A 15,342-nucleotide genomic window follows, 5' to 3' on the forward strand; every position below is an offset into this window, starting at 1 on the left:
AAGACCGGGAACACGCAACACCTTCGAAGTGCAGTCGGTCACTATTCCCGTCGAGGTAGTGGAGGTGCAGGCGCCGCGGCCAGCCGCATGCGCGCTTCCACTAGTGCCGGTTCCGCATTGTTCTCGTTCCTCAACGCCGTCAGCCAAGGAACAACAGCCGAAGCCCGCAAATGGGTCGAAGACCTGCGCGAAACCAACCCGTCGGCAGAAGACGTAGTGGACGCCATCGTTCGAGAGCTGGCGCCCCCTGGCGGAAGCGCGGACGAAGATTCGCTCCGCGACGCGATGGATCACGCCTTGTCCGAACTCATCAAGGACGACCCCGCCATCGACCCCTTGAGCATGGAGGTCAACGACATCTGGGAACTGATGAAGGGCTACCTAGCAATCGAGGCAGGCAACCGGCTTTGCTTCGACCTCGGCCCAATCTTCGAAAGCTCGCAGCTTGACCCGCGAACAGCTGTTCTCCGGGAAAAGGAGATGCGACGCTTCCTCAGAAACGAAATTGGGGCACATGTAGAACTGCTGCGGGGCACCATTGCCAATCCATCGCGCACCCAGCTAGACGGCATCCTGCAAGAGGCACTGAAGATGACCTTTGAGCTGTTTGAGGCAGAGCTATGACAAAGATTTTCTGTGCGCCCAAGGACCAGATTCCGGAAGCCCGTCACGCTGATACCACATACTTTTCGATGTATGCGCACGACGGACTGCCCGACGTGAGCACTGTAGGAACATCGCTCATTGATGAGGTCAAGAAGGCCGGGCTGGTGCCTAGCGCAGCAAGTTGGGACTTCTTAACCCTAGCATTAGCGGTCAACGCTGCCGATCATGCAGTGGAGCGCAGTCTTTCGGCCGACGGCTGGACGAGAACCATCGAGCTGGAAGTGGCTCTCTATGAGCCCGCCCCCTTCGGGAGGTTGACTATTGAGATCGAACAGGCGCTGCGGTTCTTGACGGGCGACTTCTGGCGCTTGCGTTTCGTCGAAGGCGGATATCCGCCGCCGATTTCGAAACACCCCGTGGCTTATGACGCGGACTGCGTATCGCTCCTGTCGGGCGGGCTTGATAGCCTGATTGGAGCACTGGACCTGACCGCTCAACGTCGGCGCCCCATTTTCGTCTCGCACATCGCCAAGGGTGACTCGGAGACGCAAGTCTTGTACGCAAAAACATTCGGTGGCGGTGAACGCCACCTGCAATGGAATCAAAATATTTGGTTGAAACCACAGCGCGAAGGCGAGGGCTCGACACGTGGTCGGTCTATTGTCTTCTTCGCTTTCGCAGCGCTTGCTGCCGACAGTCACGCACGCGCGTCCGAGGCCAGCTCCGTTGAGGTCTTCGTTCCAGAGAACGGGCTCATCAGCCTCAATGTGCCCTTGACCGTTGGCCGAGTTGGGAGCTTGAGTACCAAGACCACACACCCAGTTTTCATGCAGCGGCTTCAAACCCTGTGGGCTAGCCTAGGGATTCCCGCGACCTTGCGACTCCCATACGCTGCAAAGACCAAGGGAGAGATGATGGCTGACTGTCTCGACCCAGACAGACTGAAAGGCTTGGCCGGGATGTCAACAAGCTGTGGCCGCTTTAGCGTATACGGATTGCGGCACTGTGGTCGGTGTGTGCCCTGCATGGTTCGCCGATCAGCCTTTCTGCGGTCCCGAATCTCAGATACCACTGCGGTGTATGTCTATCCCGATTTGAAGGCTGCACAGCCCGACAAGGGGGCGAACGACGTTGCAGCAGTGGCCACTGCTGTGGTGAAAGTCGAGGACGAAGGCGTTCGCGCCTTCACCGCAGGGCAGTTCGTCTTCGCGGAGTCGTCTCACCGCGCAGTCTTCGAAGGGGTCGTTGAGCGAGGACTGCAAGAATTAGGGGTCTTGCTGCGTTCTCACCATGTCCTGTGATTGACTTCCATTCCCATCTTGACCTGTATCCCGAAGGCTTGGCACTCGCACGCGAGGTCAATCGCAGAAACGACTTCACCCTCGTCGTGACAACCAGTCCACGGGCGTACTACGCCACCTCGCGGGTGTTCCGGGGGCTGGAGAATATCCACGTCGGACTCGGTCTTCATCCCGAGGTCGCCGAGGCCAAGGCTGCGGAGTTGGATGCGCTAGTCGCTGGGATCAAAGGGGCTCGGTTCGTTGGTGAGGTCGGCCTCGATGGATCGCCCAGATTTCGCAAGTCCCTCGAACTCCAGGAGCGCATCTTTCGTGCGGTGCTCGGGGAATGCCGCCAGCAAGGCGGGAGAATCATCAGCATTCACTCGCGCGGTGCAGCACAGCGGACCATCGAAGCCCTGGCTACCGCCAGGGATGTAGGCGTTCCGGTGCTGCACTGGTTCTCTGGAGGGGTCACCGAACTTCGGACGGCATCCCGACTGGGCTGTTGGTTCAGCGTCGGGCCGGCCATGCTCGTAGGTGAAAAGGGCCGCAGCCTGTTGAGTCACATGCCGGTTGACCATGTTCTACCCGAGACTGATGGCCCTTTCACCACTGAACGAGGTGTTGCTCTGAAGCCGTGGGACGCTTGGGAGGTTTGCTCGACGCTGTCAGAGATCTGGGCTATGCCTCGCGAAGCCGTCGAGAAGCAGCTACAAAACAATCTCCGGCGGCTACTCTCTAGCCAGCCTTAACTGGCTGCCGTAAGACGCTCCGTTCACAATTTTTTCCGCTGCGGCCTGTCCATGTCGAATGGCGGCTCAACGACCTGACGCTCCAATTCAAGGACGGCCTCCACATCATGATCGGCCCGAACAATGGAGGAAAGACTGCGGATGACTGGCTTGGGAAGCCGCGGTCGTTCGGGCATCAAACTCAAGCGACCAGTGCCCGTCTGACGCGGCCACATACGCGCTGCCGGTAGCAGCACTTGAGGGACGAGGGCTCCGAAATCAACGTTTTCCAGCGATGGATTCCCGGCACTCGCGCTTCACCTCTGCGGCATATCCCTAACCGAATACCCAAGACTCACAGTCGCATCCGCCGGAATCGCAGGCATCGTCGAATTCCACTCCTGCCACTGCGCCCGCATCGCCTCCAGCCGCTGCGGCTCCTTCTTCCCCAGGTTCGCGCGTTCGCGCTCATCGGCCGGAATGTTGAACAGGTACTCGTTGCCGTCGACCTTCAGGTACTTCCAGTCGCCGTCGCGCATCGCTTCCTGGCCGCGGTGGTTCATGCGCCAGTGCAGGGGGCGGCGGAAGGTTTGGGTGGCGTCTTTCAGCACGGGCATGAGCGACACGCCATCGAGCGGGTACGCCGCGTCGCCCTTCACGCCGGCGGCGTCGAGCATGGTGGCCGACCAGTCCATGGTCATGCACAGCTGGGTGCTCTCGCTGCCCTTGGCGATCACCTTCGGCCAGTGCGCAATCCATGGCACGCGGATGCCGCCTTCGGTCAAATCCATCTTGCCGCCGACCAGCGGCCAGTTGTCGGAGAAGCGTTCGCCGCCGTTGTCGCTGGTGAACACGACGAGGGTGTTGTCGGCCATGCCGTGCTTTTCGAGCGCGGCCATGATCCAGCCGATGCCCTCGTCCATGTGATGGATCATGCGGCGGTACACATGAATGTTGCCGCCCGACAGGTCGAACAGGTTGTCCTTCACGAGCGGCGCCTTGTCGGCGTCGTCGCGGGTTTCCCACGGCCAGTGGGGGGCGGTGTAGTGCAGGCTCAGGAAGAAGGGCGCCTCTTGCGTGGCCATGCGCTCGACGTAGTCGACGGCGCGCTTGGACAGCACGTCGGTCAGGTAGCCCTCGTCGTCCTTGTGCTCTTCTTCGCCGTACCAGAGGTCGTGGCGGCCGGCTGAATCGCAGTGGGTGAAGTAGTCGACACCGCCCGACATGGGGCCGAAGAACTCTTCATACCCCGAACGCAACGGGCCGAAGCTGGGCGGGTAGCCCAGGTGCCACTTGCCGATGAGCGCGGTCTTGTAGCCGCTGTCTTTCAGCAGCGACGGCAGGGTGGGGTGCTCGGTGGGCAGGCCCAGCGTGGTGCTGCCGCGGCTCTTGCTGTTGATGGGCTCTTCGGCCGCGCCGCGCAGGCGGTACTGGTACCGCGCGGTGATCATCGCGAAGCGCGTGGGCGAGCACACGGGCGAGTTGGAGTACCCCTGCGTGAGCTTCAAACCGTTGGCGGCCAGGCCGTCGAGCACGGGCGACACGCGGCCGAAGGGCGCCTCGCGGCCGCCGTAGCAGCCGAGGTCGGCATAGCCGAGGTCGTCGGCCACGATGAAGATGATGTTGGGGCGGGTGCTGCTGCGTGTCGTCATAGGTCGCTGAGAGGTTTTTCGATCAGGGCTGGTAACCGGACTTCTGGACCACAGGTGCCCACTGCGCCTTGTAGGCCTTGAGCATCGCGGCGGTCTGCGCCTGGGTGCTCACCACCGGCGTCATGCCGGCGTCCTTGAACTTGCGTTGGGTGTCGGGGTCTTGCATCACGGCGTGGATGGTGGTGGCCAGGCGCTCGACCTTCTCCTTGGGCATGGTGGCCGGCGCGAAGAAGGTGTTCCAGCCGGCGGCGGCGAGGTCGAGGCCGGCTTCCTTGAAGGTCGGAATGGTGGGTGCGAAGGGCGAGCGCTTTTCGCCCGACAGCGCCAGGATGCGCAGCTTGCCGGCGTTGTGCTGCGGCAGCACGACGTCTTCGGTGTCGACGGCAATGGGCACCTGGCCGCCGATCAAATCATTCAGCAGCGGGGCCGAGCCGCGGTAGCCCACCACCTGGGTCTGCACCTTGGCCTTCTCGCCCACCATGAGACCGAAGAAGTGCGGCAGGCTGCCGGTGGCGGGCACGCCCACGTTGGCCTGCTGCGGGTTGGCGCGCATCCATGCGAGCAAGTGGTTCAGCTCGCGCACGGGCAGCGTGGGCGACACGGACAGCGCAAAGTCGTAGGCATTGACGTGCGACACGGGCACGAAGTCGCGCTCGGGCTCGTAGCCGTTGTCCTTGAAGACGAGCGGCGCCACGATCATCACGGCGGGGTTGGCGAGCATCAGCACGTTCTGGCCTGCGGGCGTGGCCTTGACCTGCTGCGCGGCCAAACGGCCGCCCGCGCCGGGCTTGTTCTCGACGATGACGGGCACGCCGAGCTTGGCGGTGAGCTTGTCGCCCACGATGCGCGCCACGCGGTCGGTGGCGCCGCCGGGCGCGTAGCCGACGACGATGCGCAGCGGGCTGTCGAGTGCGGCTTGGGCAGCCTGCGCGCGTGCGAGCGTGGGAGCGGCGATGGCCGCCACGATGCCGGCCATGGCCAGCAAGGCGGCGAGGCGGCGACGCGCCGGGTTGAAGGAGGCGGAAGAAGCGGAGAGGGTGCGCGAGATCATGAAGGGTGTCCTTGGGGTCTGTCGGTCGGTCAGTCGTTGGCCTGGAAGTTCACGGCCTTCATGATGCCGGCCCAGCGGGCGATGTCTTCGCGCATGGTCTTCACGAGCGCCTCGGGGCCGTCGGCCACGGGGTACATGCCGTTCTGCAGCAGCTGCTGGCGCACGTCGCGCGAGTTCACGGCGCGGATGATTTCGGCGCGCAGTTTCTCGGCGGTGGCGGGCGGCGTTTTCAGCGGCGCGTAGTAGGCGAACCATGCGGTGGCCACCACGTCCTTGTAGCCGCTCTCGACGAAGCTGGGCAGCTGCGGCATGAGCGGCGAGCGCTTGTCGCCGCTGGTGGCCAGCACTTTCACGCGGCCGGTGGGCAGCATCTGCTGCGCGCCGCCGATGGTGTCGAAGTACACGGGCACGGTGCCGCCCATCACGTCCTGGCGCGCGGGCGTGGAGCCGCGGTAGGGCACGTGCACCATCTTCAGGCCGGCCGCGCGGTTGAGCATTTCGCCCAGAAAGTGCGAGGGCGTGCCGGCGCCGTACGAACCGAAGCTCACCTTGTCGCCCTGCGCCTTGGCCCAGGTGATGAACTCGGCCAGCGTGTTGGCGGGCACGTCCTTGTGCACGGTGAGCGCCAGCTCGAAGCGCGCGGCGTTCACCAGCGGCACGAAGTCCTTGATGGGGTCGTACGACAGGTTGCGGTAGGCGCTGGGGAACATGGTCATCATGCTCGCGGTGCCCAGCAGCAGGGTGTGGCCGTCGGGCGCCGCGCTCTTCACGGCCTCCACGGCAATGCGGCCGGCCGCGCCCGAGCGGTTGTCGATGATGAGCGGGCCGAGCGAATCGCGCACCTGGTGGGCAATGGCGCGGGTCAGCACGTCCTGCGTGCCGCCGGCGGGCACGCCGATGAGCACCTTGATGGGCTGGCCGGGGGTGAAGGCGGGCGGCTGCTGCGCGAACGCAAGCGGAGCAAGCGGTGCAAGGGCCAGCCCGCCAAGGGTGGCCAGGGTGCGGCGGCGGGTCGGGTCGGGAAGCTGGGGCATCGTCAATGTCTCCGTGTCTCGTTCGGCGTACTGCAGTGGTCGGTGCGTGGCCGGGGCGGGTGGCCGCGGCTGCGGACGATTCTGGAGACGCTACAGTCGATTGATCAAATCAACCATCGCCCGGATTTACCCGGCCTTTCGAGACCCCGCCCCATGACCGAAGACGCCGCCACCCCGCCGCGCCGCCCGCTGGACGACCTGCTGCTGTACCGGCTGTCGCGCCTGCTCGCGGTGGCGGGCAGCATGGTGATCCGGCTGTGCGAGGGCCGCTTCGGCATCACGCGGCGCGAGTGGCGGCTGATCGCGGTGCTGGCCAGCCGGGGCGAGCTGGGTTCGTCGCAGCTGGCCGAGCATGCCCAGCTCGACCGGGCGCGCACCTCGAAGGCGGTGGGCTCGCTGGTGGCCAAGCGGCTGGTGACGCGCACGGCGCTGGCGGGCGACCGGCGGCAGGTGCGGCTGGGCCTCACGGCGACGGGGCAGGCGCTGTACGACGAGCTGTTTCCGCTGGTGACGCGCATCAACGCCGAGCTGATGGGCACGCTCGACGCAGACGATGCCGCGCGCTTCGACGACGCGCTGCTCCGGCTGCAGGCGCACGCCGAAACCATGGTCGCGCAGGCCGTGCTGCCCAAGGCCGACCGGGGGCGCCACGCGGCGGCTGCGGCGGCAGCAGCAGCAGGCAACGGCAAGACGAACAGCACGACGCGCACCGGCAAGGCCAAGGCCGTCAGTCCACCTTCATCCCGGTCGCCTTGACGATGCGGCCGTAGCGCGCCTGCGCCGTGGCCAGGCGCGTGGTGGCGGCGGCATCGGTTTCGGCCAGCGGCACCATGTCGAGCGAGGCCAGGCGGGCCTTGAGTTCGGGCAGGGCCAGCGCCTTGTGCAGCGACTGGCGCAGCGTCTGCATCACGGGCTCGGGCGTGGCGGCCGGCACCATGGCGAGGTAGAGCACTTCGAACTCGAGGTCTTTCAGGCCCAGCTCGCCCACGGTGGGCACCTCGGGCAGCAGCGGTGCGCGCTGGCGGCCCGTCACGGCCAGGGCGCGCAGCTTGCCGGCCTGGATGTGCGGCAGCACGCCGGGCGTGGCGACGATGCCGGCCTGCACCTCGTTGCCCAGCATGGCCATCACGGCCGGGGCGTTGCCCTTGTAGGGCACGTGCACGATCTTCGCGCCGGTCGCGCTCGCAAAGATCTCGGCGGCAATGTGGCCCGGGCTGCCGTTGCCGGCCGAGCTGAAGGTGGCGGGCTCGGCCTTGGCCTGCGTGATGAAGTCGGGCAGCGTCTTCGCCTTCACCGAGGCGGCGGTGGTGAAGCTCAGGCCCGACGAGCTGAAGATCATCAGCGGCTTGAGGTCCTTCGCCGCGAAGGGCATCGACGCGTACAGGTGCGGGTTGATGGTGAAGGTGCTGTCGATGCCCAGCAGCACGGTGTAGCCGTCGGCCGGGCTCTTGGCCGCGGCGTCGGCGCCGATGTTGCCGCCCGCGCCGGGGCGGTTGTCGACCACGAAGGGCTGCTTCAGGTCTTTCTGCAGCGCATCGGCCAGCGCGCGCCCGAGGATGTCGATGGGGCCGCCGGCCGGGAAGTTGACGAGGAACTTCACGGGCTTCGCGGGGTACGTCGCCTGGGCTTGCGCGGCCGGGGCGGCGAAGCCGAGGGCCAGCGCGGCGCAGGCGGCGGCGAGCGTGAGGCGGCGGCGCGCGCCGAAGGAAGAAGTGGTGGGCTTCGAGGAAAAAATCGTGGTCATGGCTGCTTTGTCTGTCTCCGTATCCACAGCACTCTAGAAGGCTGCGCGGCGCGGCACAACTGAACTCTCTTCTGCCAGCTATTCCCTCTGGTTATATTTGAAAGCACGTCGCCCCACTGGCTTCGAGGAGAACCGCATGTCAGCCATGAACTTTGAGCGCCTGAAGATGCGCCACCTGCAATGCCTCGTCATGGTGGCGCAAGAGCGCAACCTCGTGCGCGCGGCCGAGGCGCTGTCGCTCACGCAGCCGGCGGTGTCGAAGACGGTGGCCGAGCTCGAAGAGATCGTCGGGCGCCAGCTGCTGCTGCGCCGTCGCCGCGGCGTGGAGCTCACGCCGGCCGCCGAGGTGCTGGTGCGACACGCCGTGTCGGCGCTGCGCGGCCTGCGCGAAGGCCTGGGCCTGGCGATGGACCAGCCCGAGGCCGACCAGCTGCGCGTGGTGGTCGGTGCTTTGCCCAACATGGCGGCGCACCTGCTGCCCGAGGCGGTCGCGCGGCTGCATGCGGCGCACCCGGCGATGCGCGTGCGCGTGGTGAGCGGCACCAACGCGCAGCTCATGACGCAACTGCGCCAGGGCGAAATCGACCTCGTGCTCGGCCGGCTCGCCCAGGCCTCGGCCATGGCCGACCTGGCCTTCGAGCAGCTGTACAGCGAGGTGCTGCTGCTGGTGGTGCGGCCCGGCCATCCGCTGGCCTCGCGTCGCAAGCCCACGCTCGACGCGCTGGCCGCCTACCCGCTGGTGCTGCCGGTGTCGGGCACGCTGATCCGGCACACGGCCGACGCCTTCCTCATCGCCCAAGGCGTCGCGCTGCCGGCCCGGCTGGTGGAGGCGACCGACACCAGCTTTGCCGTGGGCCTGCTGCAACGCTCCGACGCGGTGTGGTTTGCGCCGCAGGGCGCGGTGGAAGGCTTCGTGGCGCGTGGCGAGTTGAAGCGCGTGGCCATCGACACGGCGAGCACCGAAGGCCCCGTGGGCGTGACCGTACGGCGCGGCGGCGAGACGGGCGAGGGCGCGCGGCTGCTGCTGGACACCATCCGGGGCATCGCGGCCACGCGCGCTTCCTGAAGGGTTTCTTCAGGGTTCCTTCAGAATAGATCGAGCGCTCGGTCTAATAATGGCGGATGACTGCCATCCGCGAGAACCCCCGTGCGCAAAGTTGACCCCGAACGCCAGCAGGCCAAGCGCCGCCAGATCATGGAGGCCGCCGCCGACTGCTTTGCCCGCAGCGGCTTCCACGCCACCACCACCGCGCAGATCTGCGCCGCCGCGGGCATGAGCCCCGGCAACCTCTTTCACTACTTCGCGAGCAAGAACGCCATCATCGAAGCCATTGCCGAAGAAGAGCGGCGCGACACGGCCGCGTACTTCGCCGCGATCGACGACGACCCGTCCGACCCGCTGGAGGTGGTGCTGTCTTTTCTCGACGTGGTGATGGTCTTTGCCTCCGACCGCAGCTACTCGCGCCTGGCGCTGGAGGTGGCCGCCGAGACCCTGCGCAACCCGGTGGTCCGTGCCAGCGTGGCCGCGGGCGACGCCGACATGCGCGACGGCCTCGCCGCCCTGCTGCGCAAGGCCGCGGCGCGCGGGCAGATCGACCCCGAGCTCGACCCCGTGCAATCAGCCAACTGGATCGCCGCGCTCATCGACGGCGTGTTCTCGCGCCTGGCGCTCGACACGGGCTTCGACCCTGCGCGCGAGGCGCCGATGCTGCGGCGCGTGGTGGGCCGCTTTCTCGCGAAGCCGGGGAGGCGCGCATGAACGCCACGCCCGCTCCCGTCGAGCGCCAGTCGCTTGTCGATGCATTGCGCGGCTTTGCGCTCTTGGGCATCCTGGTCGTGAACATCGGCGCGTTCGCCTCGCCTTTCTACGGCCTGCCGCTGCCCGACCCGATGATGCGCACGGGCCTGGACCGCGCCGCGGCCTTTGCCATCGCCTTTCTCTTCGAGACCAAGTTCTACCTGCTGTTCTCGTTCCTGTTCGGCTACAGCTTCACGCTGCAGATGCAGTCGGCCGAACGCAGCGGCCAGCCTTTCGTGCCGCGCCTGTCGCGCCGGCTTGCCGCGCTGTGGCTCATCGGCGCGCTGCATGCGGTGCTGCTGTTCCACGGCGACATCCTCACGACCTATGCGGTGCTCGGCGTCGTGCTGCTGGCGGTGCGCGCGCGCAGCGATGCCTTGCTGGCGCGTTGGGCGCGGCGGCTGGTGCTCGCGACGGCGCTGGTGTGGGGCGTCGTGGGCGTGCTGGTGGCGCTGCTCGGCGACGCGCCCGACACCCACGCCGCGTGGGCGCAGGCCATGTCGGCGCTCGCGGCCTACCGCGGCACGCCCGTCACGGTGATCGGCCAGCGCCTGTACGAACTGACGCAGGTGTGGATCGTGCTCGGGCTGATCCAGGCGCCGATGGCGCTGGCGATGTTCTTCGCGGGCGTCATCGAGGGCCGGCGCCGGCTGTTCGCGCGGGCGCGGCGAAGCCGGCCGCTGTTCAAGCGGCTGCTGGTGCCGGGGCTGCTCGTGGGCGTGCCGGGCGCGGCGCTCTATGCGTGGGCCAGCGTCTTCGCACCGGGTTCGCGCTGGGACGTGCTGGCCCTGGCCGCCGGGCTCTTTACCGCGCCGCTGCTCACGGCCGCCTATGTCGGCGCCTTGATGCTGCTGTTCGATTCGCCGCGCGGCGCATGGGTGGCCCGGGTGCTCGCACCGGCGGGGCGCATGGCGCTGTCGAACTACCTGTTGCAGTCGGCGGTGTGCGCGTGGCTCTTCCTGGCGTACGGGCTGCGGCTCATCGGCGAGTTCGGTCCGTTCGTGAGCCTGATGGTCGCCTTCGGTATCTTCGGCGCGCAGTTGGTGCTCAGCCGCTGGTGGCTGGCACGCTTTGCGTATGGCCCGGTGGAGTGGGTGTTGCGCGCTTTTACCAACCTCGAATGGCCGGCGCTGTATCGTTCGCGCAGTTCACGCTGAACGACGAGAATCCCCTCGTTCCAACGAGGAGGATGCGCCGATGAGTTCCATGGAAGACGTGTGGGCCTACCGCGAAGAGACGCTCTACCCGCGCCTGTTCGGCCCCGAGCGCACCGGCATCTACGTGCTGGACTTCGACGAGTTCAAGGCGCTGGGCGCCGAAGACGTCGATCCGTGCTGGCTGCACCTGGGCGTGTTCGAGTTCGCACCCACGCCCGTGCGCAACACTTGGCTGTACGTGACCTCGGGCGCCTCCACACCCTGGGAAACCGAGCCGGCCGACTACGACCCCGACGGCTATTCGTGGATCGGCTCCGAGCTGGTCATCGAAGTGCCGTCGCAGCCGCAGGACCAGTGGGCGATCAAGCTGCTGCGCCGCCTGCTCGCCTACAACGTGCTGCTCGCGCACTCGCACTTCGGTGAAGACAAGCAGCCCTTCGACTACGGCGACCGCATTCCCGTCGGCGAAGCGATCCGCGAAAAAGGCACCGTGGCCCTGCGCCATGTGGTGCTGATGGAGCCGAAGCACTACCCCGCGATGGCGCAGCTCGATTCGGGCCGCTTCGACTTCCTGCACCTCGTCGGCATCGGCGATTCCGAACGCGACTGGGCCAAGGCCCACAGCTCCGAGGCGCTGCTGCGCTTGCTCGAAGTGCACGGCGGCGCGCCTGTGACCGACGCGCGACGCAAGGCGGTCGCTTGAGCCGCGTGAAGGGTGCGGCCGCCGTCGGCGGTGCCGAGCGTTCGCATGGGCGAGCGCTCGAGCTGGCCGAGTCGCTGGGCGCGATGGGCCCCATCGACGTCAAGCGCTTCTTCGGTGGCTTCGGCCTCGTGCAGGCCGGCGTGCAGTTCGCCTTCGTGATGAAGGGCACGCTGTACCTGCGCGTGGACGACGCCACCCGGCCGGACTTCGAGCGCCTGGGCGCGGTGCCGTTCTCGTACGCGACCAGCGCCTCGACCGTGAAAGTCGCGAGCTACTACGAGGCGCCGGTCGATGCACTCGAAGACCCGCACGCCTTGCGCGACTGGGCGACGAAGGCGCTGGCCAGCGCGCTGGGTGCGCGCAAGCCCGCCGCGCGCCGCAAGCCGGCGGCCAAAGCCGGGTAGCTGATTCGTCAGCGCGACAGCAACGTCGACAGCTGAAACACCGCAAAGCCCAGCAGCAGCGCGCCCGACAGCCTGTTGATGCTCTGCAGCACGCGCGCGCCGAGCTTGTGCCGCACCATCGACACGATGCTCGACAGCCCCAGCCACCACAGCGCCGAGCCGAGGAACACGCCCAGCACCATCGTGAGCGCCGCACCGCTGCCGCTGCCCACATGCCCGCTGCCCAGCGAGGCGAACACCGCGACGAACGACAAAATCGTCATCGGGTTGGCGAGCGTGAGCACGAATACCGACAGCAGCGCCTTCACCGGCGTGGCCGCGTCTTCCGCGGCCCGGGCCTGCGTGGCGGCGGGCGCGCGCAGCAGCTGCACGCCCATCCACGCGAGAAACGCCGCGCCGCCGAGCGCCAGCGGCACGCGCGCCGCGACCATCGTCGACACCACGGCCGACACACCGAACGCACCGATCGCGCCGTAGCAGGCATCGGCCAGTGCGGCGCCGAGGCCGCTGAGAAAGCCGATGGTCCGGCCGTGCGCGAGCGTGCGCTGGATGCACAGCAGGCCGATGGGGCCGACCGGCGCGGCAATCGAGAGCCCGATGACCAGGGCCTTGAGAAAGAGAGGGAAGTCCATGCCGACGATTGTTCGATGCGGCTCCCGTGACGAGAATGGCGAAATTCAGGCGCGCGGCATGCGTTGCCTGAAATCGGAAGCGAAATTCTCAATCGGGCCTTAGATCCATGGAAATCGACGCCAAGAACTGGCAGATCCTCGACGCGCTCCAGCAGGACGCGCGCACCTCGCTCACGGCGCTCGCGCGACAGGTGGCGCTGTCGGTGCCTTCCACCTCGGAGCGCGTGAAGCGCCTCGAAGAAGCCGGCGTCATCGAGGGCTACCGCGCCGTGGTGCCGCCGCGCAAGGCGGGCTACACCGTGACGGCACTCGTCGGCATCACCACCGCGCAACCCGAAAAGGCCCGGCTGCTGAAGCTGCTCGACGGCCGGCGCGAAGTGCTCGAGTGCTTCCACGTCACGGGGCAGGACTCGTACGTGCTGAAGGTGGTCGCGCGCGACATCGAGCACCTCGAGTCGTTCGTGAGCAGCATCAACCACCTGGGCGAGACCCGTACGTCAATCGTGATGTCGGTGCCCATCGCGGCGCGCGCGGTGGCGGCGCCGGCGGGCTCGCTGCCCGACTGAGTTGCAGGCGATTGCCTCGTTGTAATGGCGCCGTCCGCATCGCGACGGCGTTGCATTTCTAGTGTGTCGGCATGGCGGTCATCAAGACACCGCCATCGCCGATGAGGGTGTTCTTCTTCGGCGCCATTCGAAGGAGATGACACATGAAGAACAGCAAGATGGCTTTCATGCTGGCGGCCGTGGCCGCAGCGACGGTTCCGCTCGTGGCCGGTGCGCAACCGGCTGCGTCGCGCAGCCCGCAGCACGTCGAGGCCGGCGCGCATTTCGCGGCGAACGAAGCGGGCATCAAGGAACACCCTGAAAACGCCGGACCGGGCAAGACGGATGCCGAAGTGGTGGCCGAACTGCGCGCCGCGCAACAAAGCCCCGAGTGGGCCGGCGTGCTGCGCTGGGGCGCACCGATTCCCGTGAAGGCCTCGCAGCCGCGCACGCGGGCGGAGGTGGCGGCGGAGCTGGAGCGCGCGCAGTCGCAACCGGGCTGGGAGCGCGCCTCGCGGTTGGGGGCGCCGGTGGTGGTGCCTGCACGGTAAGGGCGCTGGGACTTGCGAGATATTTCAGGCCCCTCTGTTGCTCTTCTTAGGTGCGACCAAAGAATCTGGCGCTTTGCACGTTGGGCAATGATCGAAGAGCGCCGGATTCAAAGGGGACTTCGCTATTAGCTCCGGAATCGCGGCTCAAGCGATTGCAAAAGAGTTGGGAAGCGCCCTTCCTTCTACGAAGGCGCATGCACTCATACTCGGGCTGAATCCAGTGGTCACCTCAAATATCAGAACCAACATGCGCCGCCGAGTACTTCTCTTTTCAGGTGGGGCCGCGATCATGCATCCCATGATTTCGCTGGCGGAGGACGAAGATCCGTGGGGGCGTGCGTCTGGCTATCCGACAGGCTGGGGGACGCCTCGCGGCCTCTCCCGCGATAAGCGGATGCGCGTAGGAAATTTTTCCGGCGGTTTTGAGGCGATGCTGCCAAGTCGCACGATTCAGTGCGGGCAGGAAGACCCGCTGCAAGATAGACCCCGAAGCGACCTGCGCTATCACTTCAATGGCGTTTCGAAGACGCCTGACGACTATATGGCGACGTCACCGGTGACGGGCTTGCTGATCGCGCGACGCGGAGAAGTCTGGTGGGAAAAGTACCAGTTTGGTCGTACGCCCGAAATGCGCATGATGGGTTGGTCCATGTCGAAGAGTGTTACGTCTCTTCTTTTAGGCATCGCAATTGATCAGAAACTGATTGCCTCACTGGAGGACAAAGCGTCTCTCTACGTGCCGTGGCTGGCGGGAACGCTTCACGGCGAGGTCAGCCTCCGCAACCTGATGAACATGTCGAGCGGCGCTGAGATTGTTCACGATCAAGCCAACAACACGATTTATCCAGCCGCGCTTACCGGTCCGCGTGCAGATATCAAACCGACAGTGCGCGATTGGAATGTGCGACGGGAGGTCGAAGGCAGTCGATTCAACTACAACGAGCTATGCCCACTGACTATTGGGATGGTTCTGAGAGCTGCCACTCGCATGAGCTTGTCAGAGTACGCCGAGCAGTTCCTCTGGAGACCGATGGGTGCTGAGGCCAATGCGACATGGCTGACGGATCGTCATCGCAATGAGTTCAACTGTATTGGGTTTGCCGCGACCCTCCGTGACTGGAGTCGCCTAGGTCGGTTAGTCGCACAGGGCGGCCAAATGAACGGTAAGCAAATCGTCAGCCGAGAATGGATGGAGAGCTATGGCCGCTGGGAGTCAAACGAAGCACAGGTTCGCTACGGCGCCCTGGGCACACCGTTTCCTGCTGCTTACAAGGCATTCATCTGGCACACAAAGTCTGATGGAACCAGGCCACTCTTCAGTGGCGCAGAAGGGCAACGCGTGCTCATCGATGTTCCTACTCAGACAGTGCTGGCCCAGACGGGCATCGATGGCACTGGCGATTGGCAGCGAGAGATCTATGCACTTTTCCAAGCCGCCGTCACCGCGAGATAGC

General features: G+C 66.2%; 17 protein-coding genes. 12 read left to right on the plus strand and 5 right to left on the minus strand.

The annotated features are described in order from the left end of the window. Window positions 1-117: 117 nt before the first annotated feature. Genes qatB through qatD form a run of 3 tightly spaced genes read left to right on the plus strand, consistent with a single transcriptional unit; the run spans window position 118 to window position 2,638 of the window. On the plus strand, window positions 118-624 hold the full coding sequence (qatB, locus tag GFK26_RS34690) for a Qat anti-phage system associated protein QatB (protein WP_228121666.1): 507 nt from the start codon (window positions 118-120) through the stop codon (window positions 622-624). Continuing rightward, the gene (qatC, locus tag GFK26_RS16905) at window positions 621-1,907 is read left to right on the plus strand and encodes a Qat anti-phage system QueC-like protein QatC (RefSeq protein ID WP_153282974.1); all 1,287 of its coding nucleotides are present in this window, start codon (window positions 621-623) and stop codon (window positions 1,905-1,907) included. Before qatB ends, qatC begins: the two co-directional genes overlap by 4 nt. A gap of 38 nt (window positions 1,908-1,945) precedes the next feature. Then, on the plus strand, window positions 1,946-2,638 hold the full coding sequence (qatD, locus tag GFK26_RS16910; protein WP_416222496.1) for a Qat anti-phage system TatD family nuclease QatD: 693 nt from the start codon (window positions 1,946-1,948) through the stop codon (window positions 2,636-2,638). A 296-nt stretch (window positions 2,639-2,934) separates the two neighbouring features. Here qatD and GFK26_RS16915 read toward each other — a convergent pair whose 3' ends face one another. The 3 genes from GFK26_RS16915 to GFK26_RS16925 are packed head-to-tail and all read right to left on the minus strand — an operon-like array spanning window position 2,935 to window position 6,354. Continuing rightward, entirely contained in the window at window positions 2,935-4,269 is a 1,335-nt protein-coding gene (locus GFK26_RS16915; RefSeq protein ID WP_153282976.1) for a sulfatase, read from the minus strand. Window positions 4,270-4,291: 22 nt separating this feature from the next. Further along, on the minus strand, window positions 4,292-5,320 hold the full coding sequence (locus tag GFK26_RS16920; protein ID WP_416222497.1) for a Bug family tripartite tricarboxylate transporter substrate binding protein: 1,029 nt from the start codon (window positions 5,318-5,320) through the stop codon (window positions 4,292-4,294). 29 nt (window positions 5,321-5,349) lie between these two features. Further along, complete coding sequence (locus tag GFK26_RS16925; RefSeq protein WP_153282977.1) at window positions 5,350-6,354, minus strand: Bug family tripartite tricarboxylate transporter substrate binding protein; 1,005 nt, start codon at window positions 6,352-6,354, stop codon at window positions 5,350-5,352. A 153-nt stretch (window positions 6,355-6,507) separates the two neighbouring features. Here GFK26_RS16925 and GFK26_RS16930 point away from each other — a divergent pair, with 153 nt between their 5' ends. After that, a complete protein-coding gene (locus tag GFK26_RS16930; RefSeq protein ID WP_153282978.1) occupies window positions 6,508-7,110 on the plus strand; it encodes a MarR family winged helix-turn-helix transcriptional regulator in 603 nt (200 codons plus the stop codon). Here GFK26_RS16930 and GFK26_RS16935 read toward each other — a convergent pair. Next, a complete protein-coding gene (locus GFK26_RS16935; RefSeq protein WP_153282979.1) occupies window positions 7,082-8,098 on the minus strand; it encodes a tripartite tricarboxylate transporter substrate binding protein in 1,017 nt (338 codons plus the stop codon). The genes GFK26_RS16930 and GFK26_RS16935 overlap by 29 nt on opposite strands. A gap of 136 nt (window positions 8,099-8,234) precedes the next feature. Between GFK26_RS16935 and pcaQ the strand changes: the two genes are divergently transcribed. From pcaQ to GFK26_RS16960, 5 genes are all read left to right on the plus strand, one after another. Further along, window positions 8,235-9,164 carry a pca operon transcription factor PcaQ gene (pcaQ, locus tag GFK26_RS16940; protein WP_153282980.1) on the plus strand — a complete coding sequence of 310 codons (930 nt, stop codon included), beginning with the start codon at window positions 8,235-8,237 and terminating at the stop codon, window positions 9,162-9,164. An 81-nt stretch (window positions 9,165-9,245) separates the two neighbouring features. After that, entirely contained in the window at window positions 9,246-9,857 is a 612-nt protein-coding gene (locus tag GFK26_RS16945; protein WP_153282981.1) for a TetR/AcrR family transcriptional regulator, read from the plus strand. Beyond that, the gene (locus tag GFK26_RS16950) at window positions 9,854-11,053 is read left to right on the plus strand and encodes a DUF418 domain-containing protein (protein ID WP_153282982.1); all 1,200 of its coding nucleotides are present in this window, start codon (window positions 9,854-9,856) and stop codon (window positions 11,051-11,053) included. Before GFK26_RS16945 ends, GFK26_RS16950 begins: the two co-directional genes overlap by 4 nt. A gap of 40 nt (window positions 11,054-11,093) precedes the next feature. Beyond that, entirely contained in the window at window positions 11,094-11,756 is a 663-nt protein-coding gene (locus GFK26_RS16955) for a suppressor of fused domain protein (protein WP_194273892.1), read from the plus strand. Between the two features lie 5 nt (window positions 11,757-11,761). Further along, window positions 11,762-12,160: a TfoX/Sxy family protein gene (locus GFK26_RS16960; RefSeq protein WP_228122071.1), complete on the plus strand. Its 399-nt coding sequence runs from the start codon at window positions 11,762-11,764 to the stop codon at window positions 12,158-12,160. 8 nt (window positions 12,161-12,168) lie between these two features. Here GFK26_RS16960 and GFK26_RS16965 read toward each other — a convergent pair whose 3' ends face one another. Then, window positions 12,169-12,792: a LysE family translocator gene (locus tag GFK26_RS16965; protein ID WP_099791153.1), complete on the minus strand. Its 624-nt coding sequence runs from the start codon at window positions 12,790-12,792 to the stop codon at window positions 12,169-12,171. A 107-nt stretch (window positions 12,793-12,899) separates the two neighbouring features. Here GFK26_RS16965 and GFK26_RS16970 point away from each other — a divergent pair, with 107 nt between their 5' ends. From GFK26_RS16970 to GFK26_RS16980, 3 genes are all read left to right on the plus strand, one after another. Then, window positions 12,900-13,358: an Lrp/AsnC family transcriptional regulator gene (locus GFK26_RS16970; RefSeq protein WP_153282984.1), complete on the plus strand. Its 459-nt coding sequence runs from the start codon at window positions 12,900-12,902 to the stop codon at window positions 13,356-13,358. Window positions 13,359-13,501: 143 nt separating this feature from the next. After that, window positions 13,502-13,888, plus strand: coding sequence for a DUF4148 domain-containing protein (locus GFK26_RS16975; RefSeq protein ID WP_153282985.1), 387 nt, complete (start codon window positions 13,502-13,504; stop codon window positions 13,886-13,888). A 289-nt stretch (window positions 13,889-14,177) separates the two neighbouring features. Beyond that, window positions 14,178-15,341, plus strand: coding sequence for a serine hydrolase domain-containing protein (locus tag GFK26_RS16980; protein ID WP_194273893.1), 1,164 nt, complete (start codon window positions 14,178-14,180; stop codon window positions 15,339-15,341). Window position 15,342: the final 1 nt, after the last annotated feature.

Source organism: Variovorax paradoxus, from assembly GCF_009498455.1.
Classification (GTDB): Bacteria; Pseudomonadota; Gammaproteobacteria; order Burkholderiales; family Burkholderiaceae_C; genus Variovorax; species Variovorax paradoxus_H.